Below are 23,485 nucleotides of genomic sequence, written 5' to 3'. Positions count from 1 at the left end.
CTGGACCACCTCAGAACATTAGACCGAAGACGAAACCGAAGAGTAAACCAAAGAAAACGCTTGCTAAAAGCTGTCTGGCTTCGGGCTTGATCTTAAAGGCTTCCTGCAGTATTGCCCCCTGGGTAATGTCGCACATCAAAGCCGGGTTAGTTTTGATGTACATGCTTACTTTGCCTTTTGGGGTTTCTACTTCGGTTATGTATGAGTTTTCATCCCGGTAGATGTCCAGATCTACCACACAGCCGCGTTCCTGGTCTACTGCATAGAGGTCGGTTTTTTTGCCGCGTTCCTCCAGCTGCACGGGTCTGGCTGAGACTGTATATTTACTGTCTTCTAATTTGCCATGTAACATGTTATCCTTCAGGATCATGTTTTTTAATTCAAGGTTTGAGGTTCCGGGTATGATTTTAAGGACTTTTACTTTGTTTCCACGTCTGAAAAGGCTCATAGGATCACCTGTTTAGATTGGTTTTAAACCCAGTACGCAATTAGCGACTGCGACGATTATTGAAAGAACTAAATTTATGGCCATTAAGGCAATGCCTATAATGAATGACCAGGCTGCCATGTGATATTCTACAACGGCTTTTACAATGTTTACAGGTTGTCTTCTTTTGTTATTGATTATCGCATAAGAGAAAATGAAAAACTCAAGTGTTAATAATGTAGCTTCAACATACTCTATGAAAAGTAAATTAAAGTAAAAGAAAACCTCGTCTATTATGTAACTGGCTATAAGCATAGCGGTTACCAGGTCATCACCTACATACGGTATGAGTTCAACGAAGGAAAGGATCGCGTCCCATGTCCAATCAAAATAATTACCAGCTAATTCTTTAGCATATGCTGTGATATCCTCATTGACCTGGTCTTGAAACTCTTCATCTGTAGAGCAATAGATTGTCAAGTCTGCAGGGGAGTCGCAGGTATAAGTGATATGTGAAAATTTCAATCTGGTATAGTAATATTCATCATCGAAAATACCTGCCAGTGATGAGTTTATATCTCCAGATACTGGGTTTGTGAAAGATGCAGTTAAAGGAAGCAACCCGACATATACATCAACATTAGCCCATTCTAAATCAGAATAGTACTCGGTATTAGATAATGCATATTGAACTGAGATATCACATGTACGAGAAGCAATTGCAGTTGTGGAGAGAGATTTATTTACTGTTGTACCATTCGGATAAAGCATAGAGATGTCAAAATACCAACGTCCATACCAGTTTTTATACCCTGTAATGTTTAGAGTATAGATTTCACCGTATGAATTCATTACAGTTGAATAATTAAAGTCTGGGCTGATGTGGTCGGCATCGAATCCGGAGATACAAAGCCCGTCAGGAGCATCTAAAGAGAAATATTCTGAATCTTCCACTTCAATTTCTTGGACTGCTGAAGCTGTGGGGAGTGCAGCAGCTAAGAGAATGAAGAGAATGAGGCAGAAAAATAAAGGCCTTCTGGCCATTTAGAATTTCACCCCTACAAGAGCACATATAAAAATTACTACTACGAGTTTGATGAGACCGGGCATTGTTTCTTCTAGCCAGGTTAGAGATTCTTTTGCAGCTTCACGGCTTGGCCTGTCTGTGCTATCCGTGCTGCTTGTGCTGCTGTCGTCATCGTCTCCGGAAGTGCTGCTGCTGTCCTGAGAGACTAATTTTATTAATTGAAATGTGGAGCCGTTAACCGTTATCTCTTTCTGGTAATTATCGTACCCTGTTTTGCTTGCGCTTAAGGTCCATACCGAACCGTTCTGAAGGCCTTCAAAGATGTAAGCCCCTGTAGAGGACCGGCCCAGGGTTGAGTATGTTATTGAACCGTTCGAGATCTGGATATAGGCCGTTTCTACTGCCTGGCCTGTGTCATAATCCGCACAGGCCCCGTATATTATCCCTGTTTCCCCTTCCGAGGCTGTGATAGGGACCAGATAGATGTTTTTCAGGGTGCTTACTGAAACAATGTCTATTGTAGTTGAAAGGATGTTATAGCCGTCTGCACCTACTACCAAGTTTTTAGTCCCTGCACTTACGGACATATCATAACGGCCTGCATCATTCGTATACTGAACTGTCCCTCCAACAGCTACCGAGGCCCCTTCTATGGCTGTAAGGGTGTTCGCATCGTAGACAGTACCGTATATTACATAGTCGTCTCCGCTTGCTATGGTTGCGGAATCACTATCCAGTAATTCCCCATCATAGGCAGCCACAACATAGAGAGATGAAATATCTTCCCCTGACAGCTGATAATAAAAGACTCCTGAACCGGTTTTCGTATATATTTCAGATATTACTTTTGTGCTGCTGCCTGCTTTAGTGCCTGTTAGCTGCACCTGGCAGCCTGCAGGGAGATCTGAATAAGTGATAGCTACTTTATCAGTGTTGGTATATGCCGATTTATCAAAGCTTATTTCTGAATCTCCCCCGACTCCTCCAACCACTTCAAAGTATTCATACGCAACTTTTCCCCCTGAAGGATTCCTAAGGATCACAACACCAGTACCTGATACCGAATCCGAAGGTATTGGATAATTAACCATTTGTTCGTCAGTAGTTATGGAATATGTTTCAGAATCATCTGATCCGGGACCATCCGCCACAAGAGAGAAGCCTGATGCGTTGTAACAGTAGACGTTTAGATTTTCCCCCGGTTCGACTTCTGGGTTTTCAACTGATATTGAGTAGCCAGCTGGCCCCACATATTCAAAATATCTGGTGTTTGAGAAGTGGGTTGAACCGTCATAAATATAATATAATTTTATTGAGTACAGGCCAGATTCGGTGAATAATCCAACAGGTAAAGATTTTTCTGATAGATTAGTGATAATGGTATCTGATACCAGAATATCCATATCCATGTTATAAACCCTATAAAACCAGTTATATCCTGGTTTTGAATATGGGCAACCTATTGTAAAATATTGGTCTGTTTCTTGATATGTGATTTCATCATCACACCCTATCATTGAAAATTCGTTTGTTAAATCATCAATTATGAGCCCTAAGTTCATACCCTGGGGGGTGAAAACTACGCTAATTGTCTCTATTTCGTCAAAGTCGTCAATTATATAAGCAGTGGATTCTTTTAACTCGCCGTCACGGTAACATTCGATACCTGCTCCGCTAGTTGTTTCAATGAATTCTATTCTTCTCGGATCGTATGTGTCTCCTGAAATTGATGGCATAGTACACATTGTAAGATCTTCGAATACAATTTGGCCCTCGGAATCATAAAGCCGAAGACCTACATTAGACGCTGCGGTCGCCGTATAAAAAGTTGTATCAGATGTAAAAGCTAAATAACCATCAAAATCCCTAGAGATATTAAATGTTCTTGTTGCATTTATGTAGGTTTTCATTGCGTACCCATGATCATTATTTATTTCAAAAAATCCTCCGGTTGTATCTGAAAAACCTGTGTCGAATGGATGATTTTCAAATGATTCCTCCCAAGCAGAGACAGGGAACGAGAGTAGGCAAAGAGCCAGTAGAGAGAGAATAATAATTTTCTTCTTCAATTTCCAAACCCCCCTATTATCTGAAAATTAGCCTGACTATTCCAACAAATACCAGGGCGCCACCGAAGAAAGATATTGTTTGTCCTGCGGCTGTGTCTATAAAATACGTTAAAGCGTTACGCGGATCGTCTATCCATGTAAATTCAGAGGGTTCAACTACTATCTGATATGAATAGTCCGGATTTAATGAGATGGAGGCATTTTCAGTGGACCCTGAATATATTACTGATACGCCTGTTTCTGAGACCTGATATACAGAAATATCACGCTCTACAATGTTCAGGTCATTGAAATTTATAGATACGTTAGAGGCTGCGGCTGGCAGGCAGAGCGAAGAGAGAAGCAAGAAAAAAGAAATTGTAATCTGGAAAAATGATATGGGGCGCATTTATGCCCCCCTTATACAAGCTTGTCAATCATGGCAAGTATTTTATCAAAGAATTTGAGAATGAACCCGACTACTGCTAGGGTCATGATTGTAGGAACGATTGCAACAACCAGATCCCCGAAGGATGGGAATATAAGGCCCATGTCTGAGAGGATACCAGTAATCTGAGATACGTTAATAACGCTTGCAGATGCCCCACCCGTGAGGACGGAGAGACTTAAACCTCCTGTGGTTGCTGCGATTGCAGCAGATATATTTCTCTGAGAACATTTGTTCTTAAGAGAAAGAGCTTTTTCTTTAATGGACTTGTTTGTGATCATATTATTTGGTAGAATTTATTCATATATAAAACACACAAAAATCTAAGGAAATTAATTTTTAATTAAAAAAATTAGAATTTTTGGAAATATGATTTGTATGTACTAACATACAAGATGAAATTTTTTCCCTCGGTAAAAAAAATCGATAGCGGTAAAAAATAAACTGGTTTTTTATCCTGGGGGCTGCCCGGATCCAGAGGCCTGCAGGAAATCTCGGAACAGATCAAGTAACAAGAAAAGTAATGAAAACTCTTTGCTAAATAAAATGGAGTTAAAATAGAATGATTAAGAAGGTTACAAATTTTATAATATCATTAGTTATTACAACTATCATTTTATTGGTATATTTTTATCTCGTACATGGTTTACCCATTGCTCACGAACTGGAACAAACAAATATCGTATCTGTGCAAATTATGCAGGGAAACGAAACCATTACTCTCACTGATGACAAAGACATTGAGAATGCTGTCAATTTTGTAAATGTCTTAAGTTTTCGATTTGGAGAAGCTAACGGTGGACCTGCAGATACTACATGTACATTTTATCTGAGAGATGGTTCCAAAATAGAAATAGGAGCAAACAATGATACCATTTTTAAGAATGGCAAGCAGTATGTTGGTGTGAATGAATCATGTCGATTTTTTGGAAACGTAATTCAAGGTTTTTTCTTCTCGGAAACACTACAGGATGGAAGACTGTATGATTAACTCATAATAATTACTTACTTCGTGCAGGTTCAAACATTGATTAATCACAAGGTTATAGAAGCACCAGGGAATAAAAGAAATGATGGCAGCATTTTTTGGGAGAGTCTTCAAGATCTCCTGTGTAATCAATTATTAAATGCTCAGATTACATGATATTCCAATATCCTAAGTGAAACCTAAAAAATAAAGAGGAGATACTTAACTCCTCAATTTTGGCTATTATTAAATATGTTAAGCAAACATTCCCAGTCATGCTTACTTAATTATTACATTAATTACAGAGTGTTGCATCGATCAATGCCTTTCCCTCTGTTTACATAAATTTTGTCAGTATTTCCTCCGTTAATAAAAGTATTAATTTCATTAATTGTTACCCATGTATTTCCAGCATTCAGTTCTTCTATTGCAGCGTCTAGTTTAGAAATCAATGCATTACCTTGACCCTAATTCAACTAGCCTGAGTCAACTAGATCTTGTACAGGCTGGCATTTGCTGGATTTCATCCGTAGAGGTCATATTGGGACCTATAAACTGTCCGAAGGCTACAGGCTGCAATCCTACAGTCACATTGTCTATAACAGTGTTTGTAGCGGTGTCAATTACAGAAACAGTACTGTTGCCCTGATTCGCTACATATACCTTTTTCCCATCTGGGTTAACTGCAACTCCAAAAGGAAGGTCACCTACAGTCACATTGTCTATAACAGTGTTTGTAGCGGTGTCAATTACAGAAACAGTATTGTTGCCCCGATTCGCTACATATACCTTTTTCCCATCTGGGTTAACTGCAACTCCTTGAGGATAATCACCTACAATCACATTGTCTGTAACAGTGTTTGTAGCGGTGTCAATTACAGAAACATTTTTGCTGTAAAAGTTCGTCACATATACCTTTTTTCCATCCGGTGTGACTGCAACTCCCCAAGGGCTGCTTCCAACAGTCACGGTGGCTGTAACATCGTTTGTTGTTGTATCAATTACAGAGACACTATTGCCAGGAAAACTACGGGTCCCGGCGTTTGCCACATATACTTTAGTTTCCGAAACTGCAATTCCCATTGGCTGTTTTCCTACAGGCACTGTGGCTGTAACATTATTTGTGGCTGTGTCAATTACAGATACATTGTTACTGCCATATAGCGCCACATACACCTTTGTTCCTACTTTGTTGACTGCTACTCCACTAGGCCTTTTCCTCCCTCCTAAAAGTACCTCGTCTATAGAGGTATTTGTGGCTGTATCAATTATAGAGATATTGTAGTCCCGAAAGTTTGCCACATAGACCTTTTTTCCATCCGGCGTGACTGCAACTCCCAAAGGATCGAATCCTACAGACACGTTGGCTACAACAGTGTCTGTGGCTGTATCAATTACGGAGACATTACGGGTTTCGGCACGAGTAATATATGCATATGGAGCGGCGGCTATGATACTCACCAACGTAACGATCATGAATAATGAAGCTAAGAATATAAAACTCAAGTTATTTTTATTATTCATTTATCTCCCCCACACAGTATTTATCTCTCAAAACTAATTTGTCGTCATAATGTCTACATTTATTCTTTTTTAAATTAGAATAAATTAAAGAAAAAAAATGTTATCTATTTACTTTCAAAGATAACACTTATTTGTTGTGTTTTTCTTATATGTTGTGCTTTTTATTATCATGTGGAAACATTGTCAGGTCTTTCAATATCGGAAACAGTACTAATGTAGCCATTTTTGACGGTCACTATAACGTTTTTCTGTTCCCAATAGGCAGAATTTAACATAGTTAACATGTTAATCGCTTGGAGTTGTGAAGTTGGATTAAACTGCACCCAAATGCTGGACTTCAAGGTATCGCCGTTGCTGTTAAGATAAGCATAATTGCGACCATCGTTAGTAGAATACACAGCACCTATAGTTGTATTATATATATTATCAGGTAAATCTCTAACGACAGGAGATGGAGCAGTTTTTGCTGTAATTTCGGTGGATAGGCCAGTGAAAACATTGCTTTCGACAACGGCGGAGATATAACCATCTATAATGTATACACTAACTTTTTCTTTCCCCCAATAAATAGAATTTAAAATAGTTAACATGTTAATAGTTTGAACTTGTGAAGTTGGATTTATCTGCATCGAAATGAGGGAATCATTGTCAAATTTAAGGGTAGCATAACTACGGCCACTGGCGAAAGTACTCACAGTATCTATAGTCACATTATATTGGCCAGTTAGTAAATCACTGTCAGACAATGGAAGATCTTCTGTGCTGTTTGTGCGCCCTGTTGCATTTAAACTTGTTCCAAAAAGCAAAAAAATTGCTAAAGCCAAAGCTATAAGTCGATTTTTTGGCATTTTTTCACCTCAGTCTTTTCTGTTATTACTTCTTTATTTAATGCAGACAGTTCCCCTCTATAGGCAACTCCCCTCTAGAGATAATAAGCGATTATATAATTCGTTTAATATAAAATTATATGGAATAATTGTTTCTAAATCTTAATTAGAAAAAAGATTTCTACTTCATAAATAAGCATATTTTCCAGCTATAGTTCCTGCCGCAATATTTCACACTAATGCTATTCTCTTGGTGGGAAAGAATAAGATCCTTTTTTATATTTGGTATTTTATAATGAAATGCTTATAATACATGAAGTAGAAGTCAGTTATACATCGCTTTGAAAATAGTAGTGGGGGAGAAAATGAAAAGTAAAATTATACTTGCTTTGAACTGTTTGATGAGTTCAATACCAGTTTCATTGGCTGGAAAAGAAACTCAACTTACAAGTGGTGAGCGATTAACAATTAGCACATCAATATATGGTAACCTAGTTACGTGGTTAGAGACTTCTGGGAATGGTGTACATGTGTACGATCTAACTACCGGAAAAGAACTAAATATTGAAGGGGGTACAAATAGCAATATTAAGGTATATGAAAATAAGGTTGTATGGAGTGATCCAGGTAACGATATCTTTATGTACGATATTTCTACCGGCAAAGAAACTAAGATAGCATCGGAAGGGTATTCCCCTGATATTTTCGGGGACTACATAGTATACAACAGTGAACAAAATGATATTTATCTGTATGATCTCAAAACTCACAATGTAACTAAAATCGCTTCCAATGCTATTCCTTTCAGTTCTCCTTCGATATATGGCAAAAAAGTAGTGTGGTCACAAGATGGTAGCAACAGTGGTGGGGGTATCTACATATATGATATATCTACTCACCAAAAAAGCATAATAAGAAATCAAGGGGGCTCTCCCTATATACATGGAAATGTCGTCGTGTGGATAGAATCATCAAACAACGGAAAAGCCGACGTATATATGCGTGATATTAGTAAACACAAAACAACTCAGGTTACAACTAGCGGAATGGCAAGTGAGCCTGCGATCTACGGTAGCCGGATAGTGTATACAAATTCGTATAATACGGGCGGTAGTGACATCTATCTTTATGAAATATCTACTGCCGAGATAAAACGCATAACTACCAGCAAGAGTGCATTTGGTCCATCAATTTTTGGTGATAAAATCATATATGCAGATAGTCGCAATGATCCGGAATTAGGTGAAGTGAGAGACATCTATATGTACGATCTCGGACCCAAACCCTAAATGTGAACTCAGAAGCTGCAGACATGTTGGATGAAGTTGTCTATTTGTACAATCTTGTAGCCAAAACTTCAAAAGATTTTACACCATTACCTAGACGAAAGAAGGCTGGACATGGACTCGTAAACCTCCAAAAGAAGCAGGTGGCCAATCTCCAGCCGGCTTTCTCTCTGATTATCTTGAAAAAATCAATATTTCCCAGTTCCGGAGCTCTATATTGGGCTTTTAATATTCAGTTCTATACTCATATTATCGCCTTCTTCCTTATTGCATCCTGCATTTCCCCGGGTGTAGGCGTACTATAATGCTCTTGAATGACTGCAATAGTATCCCCTGTCAACTTAGCCACTTCTTCAACTTTCCAATCAGCTTTCTGACAGAGCTTAATACAAGTGGCTCTCAAAGCGTGGAACGGTCTTTCTTCAAGGCCTGCCTTCCTGCAATATTCTTGTAGTCTTCTATGGCAAGTTCTCCCAGAATACGTGATCAAGAACTTTTCTTTTTTATCACGAGAATTTACAAGGAGTTTGATAAGTCTCATCATCTCTTTAGAGAGAGGGACTTCGTGAATTCTGTTTTTCTTGTGTTCAAAGAACTGCATCTTTCCGGTGCCGTCTGATAACTCAGTAATATCTGAAATTCTGATTCCTGAATTGTGTTTGGCACTGTAGCCTAAGTCTTCCCTGCGGATTCCTGTGGAAATTGCAAGCTTTAGCATGACTTCATCTTCAAGGTTATCTATTACTTCTTGGAGTTTAGCCCATTCTTCAGGGAGAAGGGCTTTTTCTCCGGTTGTGTAGCGAGTTCTTTTTTGAAGCATGTTACCTCAGCACAATAGTGTTTGATTCCTCAAGTCGTGGGTTTGACTACATTCTTTCCCGCTTAAGTACCGTCAAATCTGTCCTATATTACAAACATATAGGACAGAAAATTATTAAAAACTTTCTTCTTTATATATTATTCAAGATTTTCAGGAACCAAGGTTTAATTTTTGTCCTTATCTATGGGGAGTCGGACACAGAAAAAAAGAAAAGAAACTTAATAGTTTTCAACGGGTCCACAGAAGGCCCGAACTTGCAGAACAAAAAAGAGAAAAAATTAATATCAAAGGATTATTAAAAGAAATTGTAGTTAAAACAATAACATGTTATTATAAATAAATTAATATCCTTACTAAGAATTCTATATGTTATTTATTAGTTGAAATTATAATTATACTCAATGAAATATAAAGTCATGTGCTTTTACGAAGAGTGCAATCAAGAATTCGAAATTGATATTGATACTCCACCAGATAATGTATTATATAATATTTTAACGAAACATCCATTAATAATTGTGGAAGAATGCCCTTACTGTCATAAAATGAATACCTTCGTAATATACTAGACTTAAATGAGACTTGAGGAGTATATATATCTTGAATAACAATACTGCATCAGGACAAGCTCCTAAAATTATAAAAGGGCGTAAGCCAACTACTCGAGAGTTAAGATTGTTTAAACTAGGGTTTGATATTTTCAAGCAGTCTCCTGATCATGCTGACAATATTGCAAAAACTCTTATTACTCTGATTACAACTTTAATAACAATATATATAAGTATTTTAGCGTTTTTACAAGTATCCGAAAGGGCATCCACTATTCAACCTTTATGGGTATATGCAATGCTTATTCCTATCTTTTTCTGGATATTCAGTATATATTTTAATGTAAAAGTGTATTTGCCAGATTTAACTGAACTCCATTTGAACCGGCCAGAAAGCATTCAAGATTACATGAATATTGTTATTAAAGACAAGAGTAAACATCTAACAATGGGTGGAGTACTTTTTTTCGTTGGGTTACTTTCTGTAGTTTTTATCGTACTGTATAGTAGTCACTTAGCTAGTAGTGACTTAGACAGTTCAGTTCAGTTTGTTATTAACGAAGATTACTTACCTACTTTTGAGAATATATCAATTGACACTAATAATCAGACTAGGATTACTACATCCCTAACTCTAGTTGAAGAAGGAGATAGTTTTTATAAAGTTCGTCTAGAAAATGGGAAAATTATTAAGTTTAACAAAAATATGGTTGAAGGAGTCATATACGATTGATATGTTGAAAATGGGTTTGTTGAGTTAAATAAGAGCTTGAAAAAGTGATTGAAAATCAAGAATGTGCTCAAGAATCCCAGAAAAAGGCATTAGAGTCTGACCTATGGGAAATTCTGTACCCGGTTATTTTGCTGACTACACCTTTCAAGAAATGTTTTTTCTGGCCTTTCTTATTGTTACCCTATTGAAAAACCCTAAAGGTTATTACATACCCATAGATAATAACCTTAAGCAGTCCGTAAGGAGTAGGTTTTTACATGAGCCCCTGCGCCGGATGGTGTGAATATCAAGGATTTCTTTTATTTTAAGAACAAATCTACAAAAGTGCACAGCTTTTATCTTAAAACCTGCGCATTTATTAATAACTAATTTTTTTCAAAATCATTTTATAGATTTGAAAATTAGTTTAACTCATGGATACAATACAAACAAATACAAAGCGAGAATTAGCTTTCCATTACGTTTTGATTTCTACCGCATTAATTCTACTGTATACAGGCTTCTATTTTTCTCAACCTATCATAACAACTATCGGAGGAGCATTTATAGGTGCCAGTATAAGCTCTGTGTATAGTAGATTTGCTGATAAAGACATAATAAACAGCTTTGGTTTATTATCTCAACCACAAAAGTTTACGTCAGAAGAATCTGCTATTAAGGAATTTAGACGAAAATGGCACATGTATTATGTCAATAGAAATAAAGGAAGCTATGTGTGGAGACATATAGTTGTTGATTTTTCAAAAGCAACAATTCCAGGATATCTAAATACAAATGAGAAAAATGAAAATCCGGGTGGAAAAGAGTATGAATTCAATGTAGAGGCAGGCGTCAGGGGTAATAAGCTAATAACGATACACACCATTAAAGGTAAAGAAAATTTAATTCGTATTTTTCCTTCAATCAATAATGAGGCGATGGACGGTTATTATTTTGGTTTTGTATGCTTAACAACCTTAGATAATACTCGTTTACTTGGAGCAACAATATTAGCTGATAATTCATTAGAATTTGGAGAAGCTCCCTTAATAAATGATCCGGAACTAATGAAAAAATTGGATAAACGTTGGTACGAAGGAATTAAAAAACTTAATTTTGATTTGATGGCGACACCTTCAGGATTGTTACAAGTTAATGTTAATGATGAATGAAAGGTTCTGCAAAATTGCAATAAAGCTAAACTCAAAAAAATACACAGGTTTTACATTAAAACCTATGTATGAACAAAAACTGCAAATGTGTTTTTTGTAGTGGAGAAAAGGAATAATAGTAATTGTTTAGAATTCCTAAACAGAAGTTTCGATACGCTTTCTCTGGGTCAAAGGAATCTCGAACCTTTCATGGAAAGTATTTTTTTTGTATGAAGATCACTATGATGCCTCCCACTACTGTAACAATAATACCTGCAATAATTGGTTCTTCACGGATTAATTTTAATATTCTGAAAAAAGGATTTGGGTTGGAACCACTATCATGTTTCAACTCAATCGGAGGCCTAGATTCTAAGTCTGAAGATGTATCTTTTATCATAAAAGGTTTAGTCTTAGTACCCATATAGAGAGTTTCGCTCTTACAGTGATCCATTTGTTTTGTAGCCTCCTCAATCACTTTCTGAAGAGGTCCTTCTATGTTTTTAGCAATTTCAATTAAATCATCAGTACATTCCTTTAAATCTCTCTTTTCCACCCATGTGTTATATTGTTTATATTCCTCAAAATTTTCTATGCACACTATCATTTTATTCAGAGATTGTACGAACTTTTTCCCTTTATCACTCTCATCGTATGCACTCTTACAAATCTCAAGATTTTTTTCCCATTCCTTAACTTTAACTTTTAATTTCTGAACTTTTTCTTGCTTGGTTACTGCAAGCATATAATTCAATATTTCTGAAAGGCATTTCATTGAAAGTGAGCATGCATTACACATTTGATTATCTTTTGGAGATGCTTCAGCTGCTTTTTGATAGCATTTTGATGCAGCATATATACCATCCATGATTTTCTCATAGATTTTTTCGTCGTAAGGTGGTTGAAGATTGAGTTTTCGAATATAAGCTCTCCCTTTAAGCATATAGCCTTTGGTTACAAAAGTTTCCTTGGATTTTGTTCCGTCCTGTTCGCTTGCTTTAACATACTCAATTCCCGACAATTCAGCATATTTTCCGCTTTCAAAGTATTTTTTTAGATTATAATATGTGTTGGCCAATTCCTCGTAAAGCCATGCAAGAACTAGATGTTCCTTTATACGATCTCCTTTTTCTCCAAATAATCTGGATGCGATCTTCATTTCTTCCATGGCATCCTCTTCTTTTTCCAAACCCAAAGAAAGAAGTAATAAGCTGTAAGCACCATGAGCATTTGGACTCTTAGGATCTAATTCTATTGCAAGCTTATACTGTTCTTCGGCTTCTGAAGGACGGCCCATTTCGGATAGAAGAATTCCATAATTTGAGTGTGTGTCTACGTTATTGGGGTCTGATTCAATAGCAAGCTTATACTGTTCTTCGGCTTCTGAAGGACGGCCCATTTGCTTCAGAAGAATTCCATAATTATAGTGTGTGTCTACGTTATTGGGGTCTGATTCAATAGCAAGCTTATACTGTTCTTCGGCTTCTGAAGGACGGCCCATTTGCTTCAGAAGAATTCCATAATTTGAGTGTGTGTCTACGTCATTTGGGTCTGATTCAATAGCAAGCTTATACTGTTCTTCGGTTTCTGAAGGACGGCCCATTTGCTTCAGAAGAATTCCATAATTATAGTGTGTGTCTACGTCATTTGGGCCTGATTCAATAGCAAGCTTATACTGTTCTTCGGCTTCTGAAGGACGGCCCATTTCGGATAGAAGATTTCCATAATTTGAGTGTGTGTCTACGTTATTGGGGTCTGATTCAATAGCAAGCTTATACTGTTCTTCGGCTTCTGAAGGACGGCCCATTTGCTTCAGAAGAATTCCATAATTATAGTGTGTGTCTACGTTATTGGGGTCTGATTCAATAGCAAGCTTATACTGTTCTTCGGCTTCTGAAGGACGGCCCATTTCGGATAGAAGATTTCCATAATTTGAGTGTGTGTCTACGTTATTGGGGTCTGATTCAATAGCAAGCTTATACTGTTCTTCGGCTTCTGAAGGACGGCCCATTTCGGATAGAAAAATTCCATAATTTGAGTGTGTGTCTACGTCATTTGGGTCTGATTCAATAGCAAGCTTATACTGTTCTTCGGCTTCTGAATTACGACCCATGAAATAAGAAGCAACACCCGAAATATTATAAGCAGTTGCTTTTTTTGTATCTTCTGTTGATAAAATTACGCCTGCTTTTGCAAATATATAGGCTAATGAATACGATTCTCTTGATATATATAAACGGGCTTTTTCAAGAAAAGAGTCATCAGAAATCGAGTTTTCTATTGAAAATATAGTGGCAAGTTTAACTGCTTCATCAAAGTTTTCTTTATTAGATTCTAAATATTCAGTTACAACTTTTTGGAGTTTCTCTATTGCTTGTTTTTCGTTCATAAGCAAAATCAAACCCTTGAGATTAATTCTCTCTATACACTATCTAATCGCTAAATTAATACTTTTTTAAGGTTTCGAAAAAAATCAACGGTTATACAGAATACTACCTTATTTACATACACATGTTTTACGTTAAAAGCTGTGCACTTTTGCAGATTTGCTCTTAAAATAAAAGAAATCCTTGATATTCACACTATCCGGCGCAGGGGGCTCATGTAAAAACCTACTCGTATTTTTTTGCTTAGAGTTCTTGAATATCTTTATTCAATAACTTATAGTGTTTTTATTACTGCAGTAAGTAAAAAAAGTAGTCTTTTTTTTCAATTTTATCAAAATCAGTATTAATTTGAGTCGCAATCATTTTTAAAGTCGAGATATACTTTAAAATGCGTTGTTGCCCCAACCCTTCAACAAAACAGTTTTCAACAAAATCTAAAATCAATTGCTTATTAACTCCAGATATGTTTGAATTTTTTAAGAACGCAAGCCTTTTACTGAGGTTCGAATTGTAGAAATCTTTGTCCACATGTAGCCACTTCATGAGGGAGGGCATTAAGCAAAAAAAATTAGGAAGTCGCCGGGGGGACTTGAACCCCCGACCTGCCGAATGTAAGTTTATAGCTTTTCTGAAATTGATTCTTTATAGCTTTTCTGAAATTGATTCCGCTATTTTCAGTGTTTCATTCTTTTCCAGGGGTGTACCAAGTAAAAGATTAACATCTCCTAACCTCCAAATCAGCCTTGTCGTATCTTCCTCAGAGAAACATTTTCCTTCTATCCCATTAATTTTAATGTCAGTACCGTTAATAATTGGATAGAAAGACAAGTTCTCATATACGGTTTCGGTGAGAATTATATTGGTTCTCTTGCTGGCTCCTTCTTTCGCATATACCAGTTCAACTGTTTCGTAATGGCTTTCTGGATCTGGGGAATATTTACTGTTGTTGGTGATTATTGAATAATTGAATTTATAGCCGTCAGGCAAGTATTCAGGAGTAAGGATTTTAAAACTTGCATTATTTCTGGCTTCTTCAAGGCTCAATTCTTCATATGGTGGTATCATTCCTAAATCAACTATTTTTGCACCATCCGGAATTTCGAATTTAAACTCAGAGTCTGGAATTCCAGTATTAACTTTCAGGTCTCGAATTTCGTTTTTATCAGTTAGATTCCCATCAGCGTTATAATACTCCCACCTAAGAGGCATCCATGTTTCCTCATCTACCCAGATTTTTATTATTTTAGATTTCAGATCATCATCTGTATGTATTTCTTTTGGGGTTATATTCAGCAGATAAGTAGCTCTTCCATCTACATTTTCTGCGCCAAGTAGTGTTACATTATTATCGTTCAGGAAATCATTTATAGCATAGATGTAGTCACCTTTCTGAGCGCCAGGATCTTCCGAGGGTTTCATTTTTATGACCGTATTTGCATCCGGGTTGTAACTCCAAGAGATCTCCCCATCCGATACAGTGATCTGACTATCTTTCCCGGATTCAGTCATAATTTCTTTGAATTTGTTAGGTTTTTTGAACATAAATTTTGATTCGATTTCTTCAACCTGTCCTTCAGTGTAAGAGGTCATGTACATTGTATATGAATAATCTTGAATGCTGTTCTGTTTATCTATCATCTGGGTAGCAATTTCTTCTGCACTTAGGTTTTCTTCCGTGCAGCCTGAGGCAAAGAGTGTTATAGCTATGAATGCCAACACGAGTATTGATTTAAGCTCTTTTGTTGTTATCACTCTACTCATCCTTCAATAAGTTCATTTATTGTTACAATTACTCCTATCGCTCATGTTTTTCCAAGAAATTATGATAAAAAACTTAAATATCTTTAAAACTAAACTTTTTAATTCTTATTTTTGGAGTCACATGAGTTTAAAAAGAATATTTAAGCTTAACAAACTACCTCTTGACGATTCTTATTAATTTATTGGAAAAAAAGATCTAGCTATACCTTATATTTATTAAAATTTTATATAATAACTCATCTTCTCTGATTGTTTGAAGCTTTGGACATAAAATATAAATATTAATAGGACTTACGCGGTTGAATTGTTTTCTGCAGATCACATTGAAATAATATTGTTTCCATTATAATAATTGTAATATATTCAAAAAAAAAATCTTTGAGATGAATGCAATAAATCCCCCAAAATGTACTGATCTTGATTACATTAACTTTCTCATTGCTTCTTCGCGTGTATTTAGCTGTACCGAAGCTTCTAAGTGTAGTTCTATTTTTATAGATTCTAATAGTCCAGCTCACGACTCTTTTACTCGCCTTCTTCTAAGACAGCCTCTGGACACGGAGGCTTTATGGGAAGAGGTCAAGGACCTTGTCACTCCAGAAGTTGGTTTTCTTATTATCGATGATACTGTTCTCGATAAACCTTATTCCAAACACATAGATCTTGTTTACAGGCAATGGAGTGGCAAACATCATCAGATCGTAAATGGCATCAAAGAACTCATAAAATCCAAAAAAAGTAAAGAGAATTTCGATAAACCAAGTTTTTTGGCTGAGTATTTATAATGAGTATATAAGCAATTTGTTGAAACTTGAGGTAAATCGAAACTCTCTAAATTAAGTTATAAGTCGAAAATTTGAACCCTCATTATTAATCTCAAAATCGGGTCGTTCCTCCATGACGCTCTTAAAGAATTCTTTTATGGATCCAGAGAAAATAATTTTTCCTGCTTTTTTCTCCCTCCTCTAATGCACAGGTTTTAATGTAAAACCTGTGTATCACGAAAATGAATGGTCCATTTTTTGCAGTGAAGAAAACGAAAACAGAGTTGTACAAATTTACAGAATTTTTGACATATTGCCTTAACAAGGCCTTCTGATCTTTACATAAATAATAATCTGTTAATCTATTTTTTAGGTTTCCCACTACACCAAAAAATATTCACCAATGCTACTTTGTTCAAGCTCAGTCAGCAATTCATTTGCTAAAACTTTACAGAATTCTTCCATTTTGTCCGGTTTTTTTGCTTTAAGTGCGCTAATTGCTTCTGCCCTTAAACTTGCTGAATCTGTATTCCACATCTTATCACTTGTTTGCATAAGTAGCATAGCTGGATTCTTTTTGCCAGTAAAGATGAGAGCAGTTCCAGTAGCGAAGCTCAAAACTGCCATTGTTTTCATCAATGCCTCTTTGCCTGCATAGCTTTTTTTATTCAAAGAATTTAATTCTTTATTTTCCCATAAATTCACTCTTTTTACAACTTCAGCAGATAAACATGAATCATAAAATTCAGGCAATAATTTTGTGCGTGAAAACTGTGGAGAAAGTTCATATGCTTGTAAAATATGTTTGAGTGAAATTGTATCATCATTTCGGAAGTAGCAAATGATACTTAAACCATAGTGAGAAAGAGCCATTAAGTCTAAGCTTGAGTGTTTGCGAAATTTTAAATTGGTATCAACATGTGAATTTTTCAAAAACCGTTCTTCGGCGAAATTCAAGCGATTATTTTTTGTTTCCCTATTTGTTGTAAGATAGGCATCAGTTAAGGATTCAAAAGCATCTTTAATCTCTTTAATGAATACTTGTCCTACCTTTTCATTAGAAGGGTTAAGTTCCAAAATTATGCAGTTCAATCTTTTGCGATTTTCCCTAGTACTCAAACAAGATATCCCCCATTCTAAGGCATTGATGAGTTGGGTACTGAATGGATTTGGAATATTTTTCCCAAATACTTTATGTTCAATTAAATGTTTTTTGCAGAGATTTATTATTTTAACAACAGGAATAAAACCACCTGATAATATGCCTGCAGCTTTCTCTTTATATACGACTATCCCTACAATGTTGTTTAATTTAGTGTCGAAAACAGGGGTACCGCTAAATCCTCCTACTATTTTGTATGCAGAATCCTGAGAAATATCTATCTGAACGTGATTAAGATTTGATCGTCCCCTCCCAACTACTGAAACCCATTCTGCTTTGTCTCCAGATGGAAAGCCGCACACCTTGAGTTCAAGGTTCCAGAAATCATATCTTATTGCTAGTTTCCCAGCACTAGCACATCTAGGAACTTCATCCTCAAGCTTAAGAATAGCAATGTCAGGTTCTTTTTCATTTGACAAAAAAAAAACACGAGATTTTAGACTTTGCTTGACCTCATCAAGATAAAATGTAAGATAGATTGTATCAGAGGGTAAAAGAGAGATTTTATCAGAGGGTAAAATGCTTTCAACTACATGCCTACAAGTGACGACCCATTTGTTTCCTACAAGAAATCCAGCACCAGCAGCTTCTCCTTCTTCTCCATATAAAACTTTTACTATTGAGGATTCTGGTAACCCACTCATTTCAACAACCCCCCGTCTTATTCCAAGAAAGAGTTATCTTAAAGTTTGCTTCTACACTAGAAGCAGCAATAAATGCTCCTATTTGTCCATTCATTTTAATTCCAAATTCCACGTCCATGCTATCGGGTTTAGTATTAAGACCCCTAAACTTATCGACAATTGTATCTGCAATAGGCAAGACTTTATTTATATCTTCTCCAAATTTTTTTGTTGCTTTTTCTAGTTCTCCTGGTTTTTTTGCTACAAGGGTCATTCCTTTTTCTAATTCTAGTTCCTCTACCTCAATTAAAATAGACCCATCGTGTTCAAGTTTATATTCCACAAGTTTCTTATCAACCATATTTTCTCCCTCCACAAATACATGTAATAACCTTTTATGCCCACTCGAAACTCAAAATCTGCTTTTAAATCTCGGATTTAGAACAGTCAATCGAATGTATGATCATAAAAAGTGGTCCTGAAAGCTCATAATGATTCAGAATAAAATGGATTTTGGGATGATTTATCAAAAATCACTCAAGGCTGAAGTAAATAGATCTATTATGATTAATATTTGCACTTTTGTATATAAATCCATTACTCTGTAGAAATCCTAAATTCTATTTTCAACCCAAAAATTTATAAAAATAATATTGTGAAAATGCCCCATATTTTTTGTCCCTATAAAATACGAGGAGCATTCTCTATTGTCATCAAATAAGTATATTACAGTAATTCTAATTTACTATAGTTCCAAATCAAAGTTGCGATAGCGTACCTTGCTGTAAGCAATGGGTAGTACTTTCCATGCCATCGTAACTTATATTTTAAAAATTGTAAAGTGGCTTGATTCAGAACTACCTCATAATCCTTCCATGTCAATATTTCTGAGTAGAGAAATCAAGATCATCAAGCAGAATGGAAAAATCTGCTTTAGGTCAAAAACATGAATAATTGGAATTTTGAAATCAGCTAAAAACCAAAATTCGTTTTATAAATTATCTAAAGCTCTAAAAAACAATAATATTTATATTTTTCAGTAGTATTGCGTTTTTTGATTTACCTATATTCCGTAAATTTAGTGCGCTGATCTATGAGAAAACCTATATCCGGTTATTTTGCTGATGACACCTTTCAAAAAATTGCTTTCTCCGGACCCTCATAAAAAGGGGATTTGCCAGAGAAGATGTTTCCCTATATACTCTGTATAAGCTGGTGGTATTGCCTGAGTGAGTTCTTTTTTAGTCATCCAGGTAATACCCATTGCCTTTTCCCAAACTTCCTTTCTTCCGCAACCATCGCCCCCATGCCCTGCTACAGTAACATATTGACCCCCGGAAACTGTCCCTGCAGGTTTAACCCGGGCAGGCTGGGGAATCATCAGATTAGACTCAAAAAGTCTTCTCCTGATTACTCGTAGTCCGAACATAGGACCTTCAAGGTAAACAGGATATAATAGAGGGGCGTTCTGAACATTTTCAATTACAAAGGGCTTTCCTGATTTTAGAAGGAGATTCCGGATAGGGTCCAGCAGGTCAGGATATTCTTTGCCTTGATTCCTCCACCTGGCAGAGGCAATAGAATAAGCCTGACATGGGGGAGAGGCATGAATAAAATCAAACTGTTTGAGGAATTTAGTATCTTGAAGGATTTCCAAAGCGTCAGCCTGTATAAACTCAAAAGGATAATTTGGTTGGGGTTCAATATCCACGCCTACCATCTGGAGACCTGCCTGAGAATATCCCATAGAGCAGCCTCCGGCTTTACAGCAGAGATCTAAGCCTTTCAAAAAATCACCCCTGCATGAATAGCTCAGAAGCCCGTCTAAAGCTCACAGAAGGCTCTTCTTTTTCCTTCGGCTTATCCGGCTTAGGTTCTGATCTCTTGCGAGTTCGCAGGAGAGCACCCGAGAAAAAGGCTTTAGCTGTATCATTGCCTTTCTGGAAAATTCGTTTTCCTTCTTTTGAGAGTACCCCGACTTTCGCCCATATTCCTTTTGATTCGTACCGCTCCGGAGCCTGCTTGATGTCCTGGCTGGCAGTCCAGAACTGAATATTATAAATCCAGTAGTTCAGGCCGGATTTGGGACTCATGCTCTTTTCCAGATAGTCTGAAAGGTACCCTGCAGGAGCTTTCCCGGCTGCATCCCTCGGGGATCTGCGGGCCCAGGTCCAGCCCTCCGGAGTCTGACGAAGGGCGCAAATATCCATTACAGGACCTCCCCCATAGCTGACCCAGATTTTTTTAAGGGCTTTAATTGGCAGGAGCCAGTTTGTCCCGAAAATGATAATATGAAAGTGGAGCCTGCCGTTCTGCTGGAATTCCCGGACGCAGATATATGTCAAGCCCCGGGCAAGGAAAGAATCAAGGAAACGGCGGAGCTTCCCCCAGGCTTTCAACATGTTGATATTTGTATCCCAGAGGGACCCGGCCCGAGGGGGAGCGGTAAGAGTCAAGAAAACGGCTTTCATATGGCGCTTGCTGGCTGTTGTCCAGGTTGACCGGTATGCCTCTTTGATTTCGTTTTGACGGTCCATGGAGGTAAACCGGGTTTTGTAAGGAAGAGCCACCGAGCGAGCAAAGACAGGATCCCCATCCATGCTATAAGCCATTTCTATATTTTCGGTCCTGATCCGGCTTATATAGTCTGAAAATAACTGGATACATTCAAAATAAATACTATTAGTGTAAATAAAATCCCCTGTTTCGCGATCAGTATAACCGAACCCGTTACAGCGGCTCACTTTATGCGCTGCTTTCCAGCGTTCCGGGCTTGCGTTTTTAAGCCCCTCCAAATCATCAAAATTTTTATAAGTTTTACCCTGTTCTCCGCTTTTGATTTTGGTCTCTGCACTAATTTGCTTATCAAAGATCAAGGTAAGTGGTTTTTGGGGATTGGCCCGGATCCATAAGATAGAATCTTCCTTTTTCATAAGGAAATGGAGTTTTCCCGCTTGCGTTTTAAAGAAATTATACACTTTCATATAAATTTTTTTAATAGGTTCTGTTAAAGAGTACTTTTCCTTTAGATATTCCGCTAATTGCCCCACATTACAAGGGCTTTCGCTAGTTATTTCATAGAAATCTGATACTTGCCTCTGAGTGAGCCCTAGCATAATCTCCCCCCGGTAGAATACGGTATAGTTTGGTCTCAAAAAAATTGAAAAAAAATAAGAGGAGTTATACCCCGAGAGCCTCAGCTATCGAAACCTGACGGTAATGCTTACAGAGATCTCCGCAGCTGTCCCGCGTGAGCTTATGCAGGGCAATGTCTACCCCGCAACGAGGACAGGACAGATATACCCATTGAGGCTGCAGGAACCCGCGAAGGTTCAGCCCGTCTTCATGGTCGTAACTGTGGACCCCTGCAGAGCCCAGGAGAGCACCGCAGGAAGGGCAGGAATGAGAAGAGACACGGACCCGGAGAGAGTCATAAACTGCGTTAGCATTGAAAATATTTTCAATACTCCGGGTTTCGGTTAATGGGGCTCCCTGTGGGGGTATTGCGTGTTTTACCTTTTGCCAGCACTCCGGACCATAGCCCCGGGTTTTGCTCTTGTGATCCCTGAGAGCCCGCCCGCAGCGCAGGCAGCGAGTATAAAGGGGAGTGTTCACAGGTCCACCCCCTGAGCCCTGAGAGTTTCTGCAGGAATAGAGGACCAGACCATAGAGCCCGAGAACTTAAATTTTATTAGATTGTCAAGGTGATAAAGGGGTCTTATATTGCAGAGTCCCCATAGATGCGACTTACCGAGCACATACCAAGAAAGAGGGTTCGCATGAGTGAGATAGCTAGAATTAAACTCCTCTCTGCTTACTCTACGGCTGTTTTTTAGGGTTGCAACTGCGACAATGTAACCGCGTGGTTTTAGCTGCAAGTCCCACCGTTCAGCTCGCCCTTCACTGTAATTTACATTAAAAAAATCTTTTATTGCCTGAATTTCTTCTTTTTTTGGTGCTGTCAGGCTGGCGTATATTGCAATATCCTTCCCGATATACTTAGTAGGAGCAGGATATAGGCGGTGTTCGTCAGTTTTGTAAGAAGTAGCTATTAAGTGTGCCCATTCCTGCCGGACTGCGAGAACAGGGATATTTAGAGGCATTATACCCGGCCCCCTGTTAAATTTTGACAGTGGCGTCTAGTACCTGGCCGCAGTGTGCGCCCACATGTGCAACCGCGAGCGAACCAGAGACGAGAGGCTTTATCATATCTGGAGTATTGCCGGTATAATTGCCCCTGCCGGTTTCGTTCTATTCGAGATATACTCATGCGAACCAGCCCCCTGCCCTGTAGACCTGCTGATAGAATTCTTCAACCTCATAGTAAGGGGTTGATGGATTACGCTTATTGTACGCAGCCATAGCAGCCCTTACTGCTGCCTGTTCAGTCTTGGAAAGGGACGCATATAATGAAGGATGGAACCCGGAACGCTGGCGAGATTTGGAGCGAGCCATTCAGACCGCCCCCCTGATTATTGTTTTCCAGCAAACGGCTTTTACTCCGGTAAACTTCCCGAGCTTGAGCTTAACGGCAGGAATCCGGGCATAAAAAATAGGAACCCCTCCCCGGTGAACAATGAAAATATATTCCCCGTTATTCTCTATGAGGGTCTGCTGCTGAATATCTTTAAAGCAGAACCTACCGGACCTTATACCGTCATGGCTTCCGCTTGCGTTGATTAATTCCTGGCAGCTTTTGACCTCAACCCGTACCCCATCTATTGAAAAGTCAATTACTCCTTTGTAATGAAATTCAGCCCCCGGATAGAGGGCTTTAATTATGTTTTCCATTTCGCAACCGTTAGAGGCTGCGAGTTGATTAGATTCAGGGCTCACTGCTTCACCCCCAGCATAAGAGCTCCGGCAGCCAAGACGCCCCCGAAGAGGACAAAACAACAGAAGCCAAGAGGAAAGAGAACAGCTTTTAATATGCTCACAGACTCACCTCCTGAACAGTGGATACAGGGAAAGAGGCCTGGAAGATAGTTTCACGGCAGTGAGGG

22 protein-coding genes and 1 pseudogene are annotated in these 23,485 nt (G+C 37.9%); 5 read left to right on the top strand and 18 right to left on the bottom strand.

The features are described 5' to 3' along the window. Positions 1-10: 10 nt before the first annotated feature. Genes ACSAZL_RS06495 through ACSAZL_RS06475 form a run of 5 tightly spaced genes read right to left on the bottom strand, consistent with a single transcriptional unit; the run spans position 11 to position 4,231 of the window. Positions 11-448 carry a hypothetical protein gene (locus tag ACSAZL_RS06495; protein WP_440947890.1) on the bottom strand — a complete coding sequence of 146 codons (438 nt, stop codon included), beginning with the start codon at positions 446-448 and terminating at the stop codon, positions 11-13. Between the two features lie 12 nt (positions 449-460). Next, on the bottom strand, positions 461-1,471 hold the full coding sequence (locus ACSAZL_RS06490) for a hypothetical protein (RefSeq protein ID WP_440947889.1): 1,011 nt from the start codon (positions 1,469-1,471) through the stop codon (positions 461-463). Then, on the bottom strand, positions 1,472-3,523 hold the full coding sequence (locus ACSAZL_RS06485) for a hypothetical protein (RefSeq protein WP_440947888.1): 2,052 nt from the start codon (positions 3,521-3,523) through the stop codon (positions 1,472-1,474). It abuts the gene before it with no gap. A gap of 16 nt (positions 3,524-3,539) precedes the next feature. Then, positions 3,540-3,911, bottom strand: a complete 372-nt coding sequence (locus ACSAZL_RS06480; protein ID WP_440947887.1) for a hypothetical protein — start codon at positions 3,909-3,911, stop codon at positions 3,540-3,542. An 11-nt stretch (positions 3,912-3,922) separates the two neighbouring features. Continuing rightward, complete coding sequence (locus ACSAZL_RS06475) at positions 3,923-4,231, bottom strand: hypothetical protein (RefSeq protein WP_440947886.1); 309 nt, start codon at positions 4,229-4,231, stop codon at positions 3,923-3,925. 281 nt (positions 4,232-4,512) lie between these two features. Between ACSAZL_RS06475 and ACSAZL_RS06470 the strand changes: the two genes are divergently transcribed. Next, complete coding sequence (locus tag ACSAZL_RS06470; protein WP_440947885.1) at positions 4,513-4,941, top strand: hypothetical protein; 429 nt, start codon at positions 4,513-4,515, stop codon at positions 4,939-4,941. Positions 4,942-5,403: 462 nt separating this feature from the next. Here ACSAZL_RS06470 and ACSAZL_RS06465 read toward each other — a convergent pair whose 3' ends face one another. After that, positions 5,404-6,393 carry a YVTN family beta-propeller repeat protein gene (locus ACSAZL_RS06465; RefSeq protein WP_440947884.1) on the bottom strand — a complete coding sequence of 330 codons (990 nt, stop codon included), beginning with the start codon at positions 6,391-6,393 and terminating at the stop codon, positions 5,404-5,406. Positions 6,394-6,608: 215 nt separating this feature from the next. After that, positions 6,609-7,289, bottom strand: a complete 681-nt coding sequence (locus ACSAZL_RS06460; protein ID WP_440947883.1) for a hypothetical protein — start codon at positions 7,287-7,289, stop codon at positions 6,609-6,611. A gap of 344 nt (positions 7,290-7,633) precedes the next feature. On the opposite strand from ACSAZL_RS06460, the gene ACSAZL_RS06455 reads away from it, so the two are divergent. Further along, positions 7,634-8,557, top strand: coding sequence for a hypothetical protein (locus ACSAZL_RS06455; RefSeq protein WP_440947882.1), 924 nt, complete (start codon positions 7,634-7,636; stop codon positions 8,555-8,557). A gap of 241 nt (positions 8,558-8,798) precedes the next feature. Here ACSAZL_RS06455 and ACSAZL_RS06450 read toward each other — a convergent pair whose 3' ends face one another. Further along, a complete protein-coding gene (locus ACSAZL_RS06450) occupies positions 8,799-9,374 on the bottom strand; it encodes a tyrosine-type recombinase/integrase (protein WP_440947881.1) in 576 nt (191 codons plus the stop codon). Positions 9,375-9,974: 600 nt separating this feature from the next. On the opposite strand from ACSAZL_RS06450, the gene ACSAZL_RS06445 reads away from it, so the two are divergent. Together ACSAZL_RS06445 and ACSAZL_RS06440 are read left to right on the top strand one after the other, a co-directional pair. Continuing rightward, positions 9,975-10,655, top strand: a complete 681-nt coding sequence (locus ACSAZL_RS06445) for a hypothetical protein (RefSeq protein ID WP_440947880.1) — start codon at positions 9,975-9,977, stop codon at positions 10,653-10,655. A 413-nt stretch (positions 10,656-11,068) separates the two neighbouring features. After that, positions 11,069-11,806, top strand: a complete 738-nt coding sequence (locus ACSAZL_RS06440; protein WP_440947879.1) for a hypothetical protein — start codon at positions 11,069-11,071, stop codon at positions 11,804-11,806. Between the two features lie 187 nt (positions 11,807-11,993). On the opposite strand, the gene ACSAZL_RS06435 is transcribed toward ACSAZL_RS06440, so the two are convergent. Both ACSAZL_RS06435 and ACSAZL_RS06430 read right to left on the bottom strand, forming a co-directional pair. Beyond that, positions 11,994-14,174 carry a tetratricopeptide repeat protein gene (locus ACSAZL_RS06435; RefSeq protein ID WP_440947878.1) on the bottom strand — a complete coding sequence of 727 codons (2,181 nt, stop codon included), beginning with the start codon at positions 14,172-14,174 and terminating at the stop codon, positions 11,994-11,996. Positions 14,175-14,814: 640 nt separating this feature from the next. After that, a complete protein-coding gene (locus ACSAZL_RS06430; protein ID WP_440947877.1) occupies positions 14,815-15,933 on the bottom strand; it encodes an outer membrane lipoprotein-sorting protein in 1,119 nt (372 codons plus the stop codon). Positions 15,934-16,316: 383 nt separating this feature from the next. Here ACSAZL_RS06430 and ACSAZL_RS06425 point away from each other — a divergent pair. Next, positions 16,317-16,646 (top strand): annotated as a pseudogene (locus tag ACSAZL_RS06425) (IS701 family transposase); the annotation flags it as partial. A gap of 432 nt (positions 16,647-17,078) precedes the next feature. On the opposite strand, the gene ACSAZL_RS06420 reads toward ACSAZL_RS06425, so the two are convergent. The 8 genes from ACSAZL_RS06420 to ACSAZL_RS06385 all read right to left on the bottom strand — a co-directional run bounded on the left by ACSAZL_RS06420 (position 17,079) and on the right by ACSAZL_RS06385 (position 23,318). Beyond that, on the bottom strand, positions 17,079-18,503 hold the full coding sequence (locus ACSAZL_RS06420; RefSeq protein WP_440947876.1) for a S1 family peptidase: 1,425 nt from the start codon (positions 18,501-18,503) through the stop codon (positions 17,079-17,081). 1 nt (position 18,504) lies between these two features. Next, positions 18,505-18,843, bottom strand: a complete 339-nt coding sequence (locus tag ACSAZL_RS06415) for a CU044_2847 family protein (protein WP_440947875.1) — start codon at positions 18,841-18,843, stop codon at positions 18,505-18,507. Positions 18,844-19,641: 798 nt separating this feature from the next. Next, positions 19,642-20,271, bottom strand: a complete 630-nt coding sequence (locus ACSAZL_RS06410) for a DNA cytosine methyltransferase (protein ID WP_440947874.1) — start codon at positions 20,269-20,271, stop codon at positions 19,642-19,644. 4 nt (positions 20,272-20,275) lie between these two features. Further along, positions 20,276-21,415: a rolling circle replication-associated protein gene (locus ACSAZL_RS06405; protein ID WP_440947873.1), complete on the bottom strand. Its 1,140-nt coding sequence runs from the start codon at positions 21,413-21,415 to the stop codon at positions 20,276-20,278. 247 nt (positions 21,416-21,662) lie between these two features. Continuing rightward, positions 21,663-22,097: a DUF6011 domain-containing protein gene (locus tag ACSAZL_RS06400; protein WP_440944980.1), complete on the bottom strand. Its 435-nt coding sequence runs from the start codon at positions 22,095-22,097 to the stop codon at positions 21,663-21,665. After that, the gene (locus ACSAZL_RS06395) at positions 22,094-22,585 is read right to left on the bottom strand and encodes a hypothetical protein (RefSeq protein WP_440944981.1); all 492 of its coding nucleotides are present in this window, start codon (positions 22,583-22,585) and stop codon (positions 22,094-22,096) included. Before ACSAZL_RS06395 ends, ACSAZL_RS06400 begins: the two co-directional genes overlap by 4 nt. Before the next feature lie 163 nt (positions 22,586-22,748). Beyond that, positions 22,749-22,937: a hypothetical protein gene (locus ACSAZL_RS06390; protein WP_440944982.1), complete on the bottom strand. Its 189-nt coding sequence runs from the start codon at positions 22,935-22,937 to the stop codon at positions 22,749-22,751. Next, positions 22,938-23,318, bottom strand: a complete 381-nt coding sequence (locus ACSAZL_RS06385; protein ID WP_440947872.1) for a hypothetical protein — start codon at positions 23,316-23,318, stop codon at positions 22,938-22,940. Positions 23,319-23,485 lie beyond the last annotated feature (167 nt).

Origin of the sequence: Methanosarcina mangrovi, from assembly GCF_052057765.1 — an archaeon.
Classification (GTDB): Archaea; Halobacteriota; Methanosarcinia; order Methanosarcinales; family Methanosarcinaceae; genus Methanosarcina.
The sequence above is the reverse complement of the archived record's forward strand: the minus strand, read 5'-3'. Positions and strand labels throughout refer to the sequence as shown.

Coding starts and splice junctions, on each gene's coding strand:
- ACSAZL_RS06495 (WP_440947890.1), bottom strand. CDS start 448: ATGAGCCTTTTCAGACGTGGAAACAAAGTAAAAGTCCTTAAAATCATA.
- ACSAZL_RS06490 (WP_440947889.1), bottom strand. CDS start 1,471: ATGGCCAGAAGGCCTTTATTTTTCTGCCTCATTCTCTTCATTCTCTTA.
- ACSAZL_RS06480 (WP_440947887.1), bottom strand. CDS start 3,911: ATGCGCCCCATATCATTTTTCCAGATTACAATTTCTTTTTTCTTGCTT.
- ACSAZL_RS06475 (WP_440947886.1), bottom strand. CDS start 4,231: ATGATCACAAACAAGTCCATTAAAGAAAAAGCTCTTTCTCTTAAGAAC.
- ACSAZL_RS06470 (WP_440947885.1), top strand. CDS start 4,513: ATGATTAAGAAGGTTACAAATTTTATAATATCATTAGTTATTACAACT.
- ACSAZL_RS06465 (WP_440947884.1), bottom strand. CDS start 6,393: ATGATCGTTACGTTGGTGAGTATCATAGCCGCCGCTCCATATGCATAT.
- ACSAZL_RS06460 (WP_440947883.1), bottom strand. CDS start 7,289: ATGCCAAAAAATCGACTTATAGCTTTGGCTTTAGCAATTTTTTTGCTT.
- ACSAZL_RS06455 (WP_440947882.1), top strand. CDS start 7,634: ATGAAAAGTAAAATTATACTTGCTTTGAACTGTTTGATGAGTTCAATA.
- ACSAZL_RS06450 (WP_440947881.1), bottom strand. CDS start 9,374: ATGCTTCAAAAAAGAACTCGCTACACAACCGGAGAAAAAGCCCTTCTC.
- ACSAZL_RS06440 (WP_440947879.1), top strand. CDS start 11,069: ATGGATACAATACAAACAAATACAAAGCGAGAATTAGCTTTCCATTAC.
- ACSAZL_RS06435 (WP_440947878.1), bottom strand. CDS start 14,174: ATGAACGAAAAACAAGCAATAGAGAAACTCCAAAAAGTTGTAACTGAA.
- ACSAZL_RS06430 (WP_440947877.1), bottom strand. CDS start 15,933: ATGAGTAGAGTGATAACAACAAAAGAGCTTAAATCAATACTCGTGTTG.
- ACSAZL_RS06420 (WP_440947876.1), bottom strand. CDS start 18,503: ATGAGTGGGTTACCAGAATCCTCAATAGTAAAAGTTTTATATGGAGAA.
- ACSAZL_RS06415 (WP_440947875.1), bottom strand. CDS start 18,843: ATGGTTGATAAGAAACTTGTGGAATATAAACTTGAACACGATGGGTCT.
- ACSAZL_RS06405 (WP_440947873.1), bottom strand. CDS start 21,415: ATGAAAAAGGAAGATTCTATCTTATGGATCCGGGCCAATCCCCAAAAA.
- ACSAZL_RS06395 (WP_440944981.1), bottom strand. CDS start 22,585: ATGCCTCTAAATATCCCTGTTCTCGCAGTCCGGCAGGAATGGGCACAC.
- ACSAZL_RS06390 (WP_440944982.1), bottom strand. CDS start 22,937: ATGGCTCGCTCCAAATCTCGCCAGCGTTCCGGGTTCCATCCTTCATTA.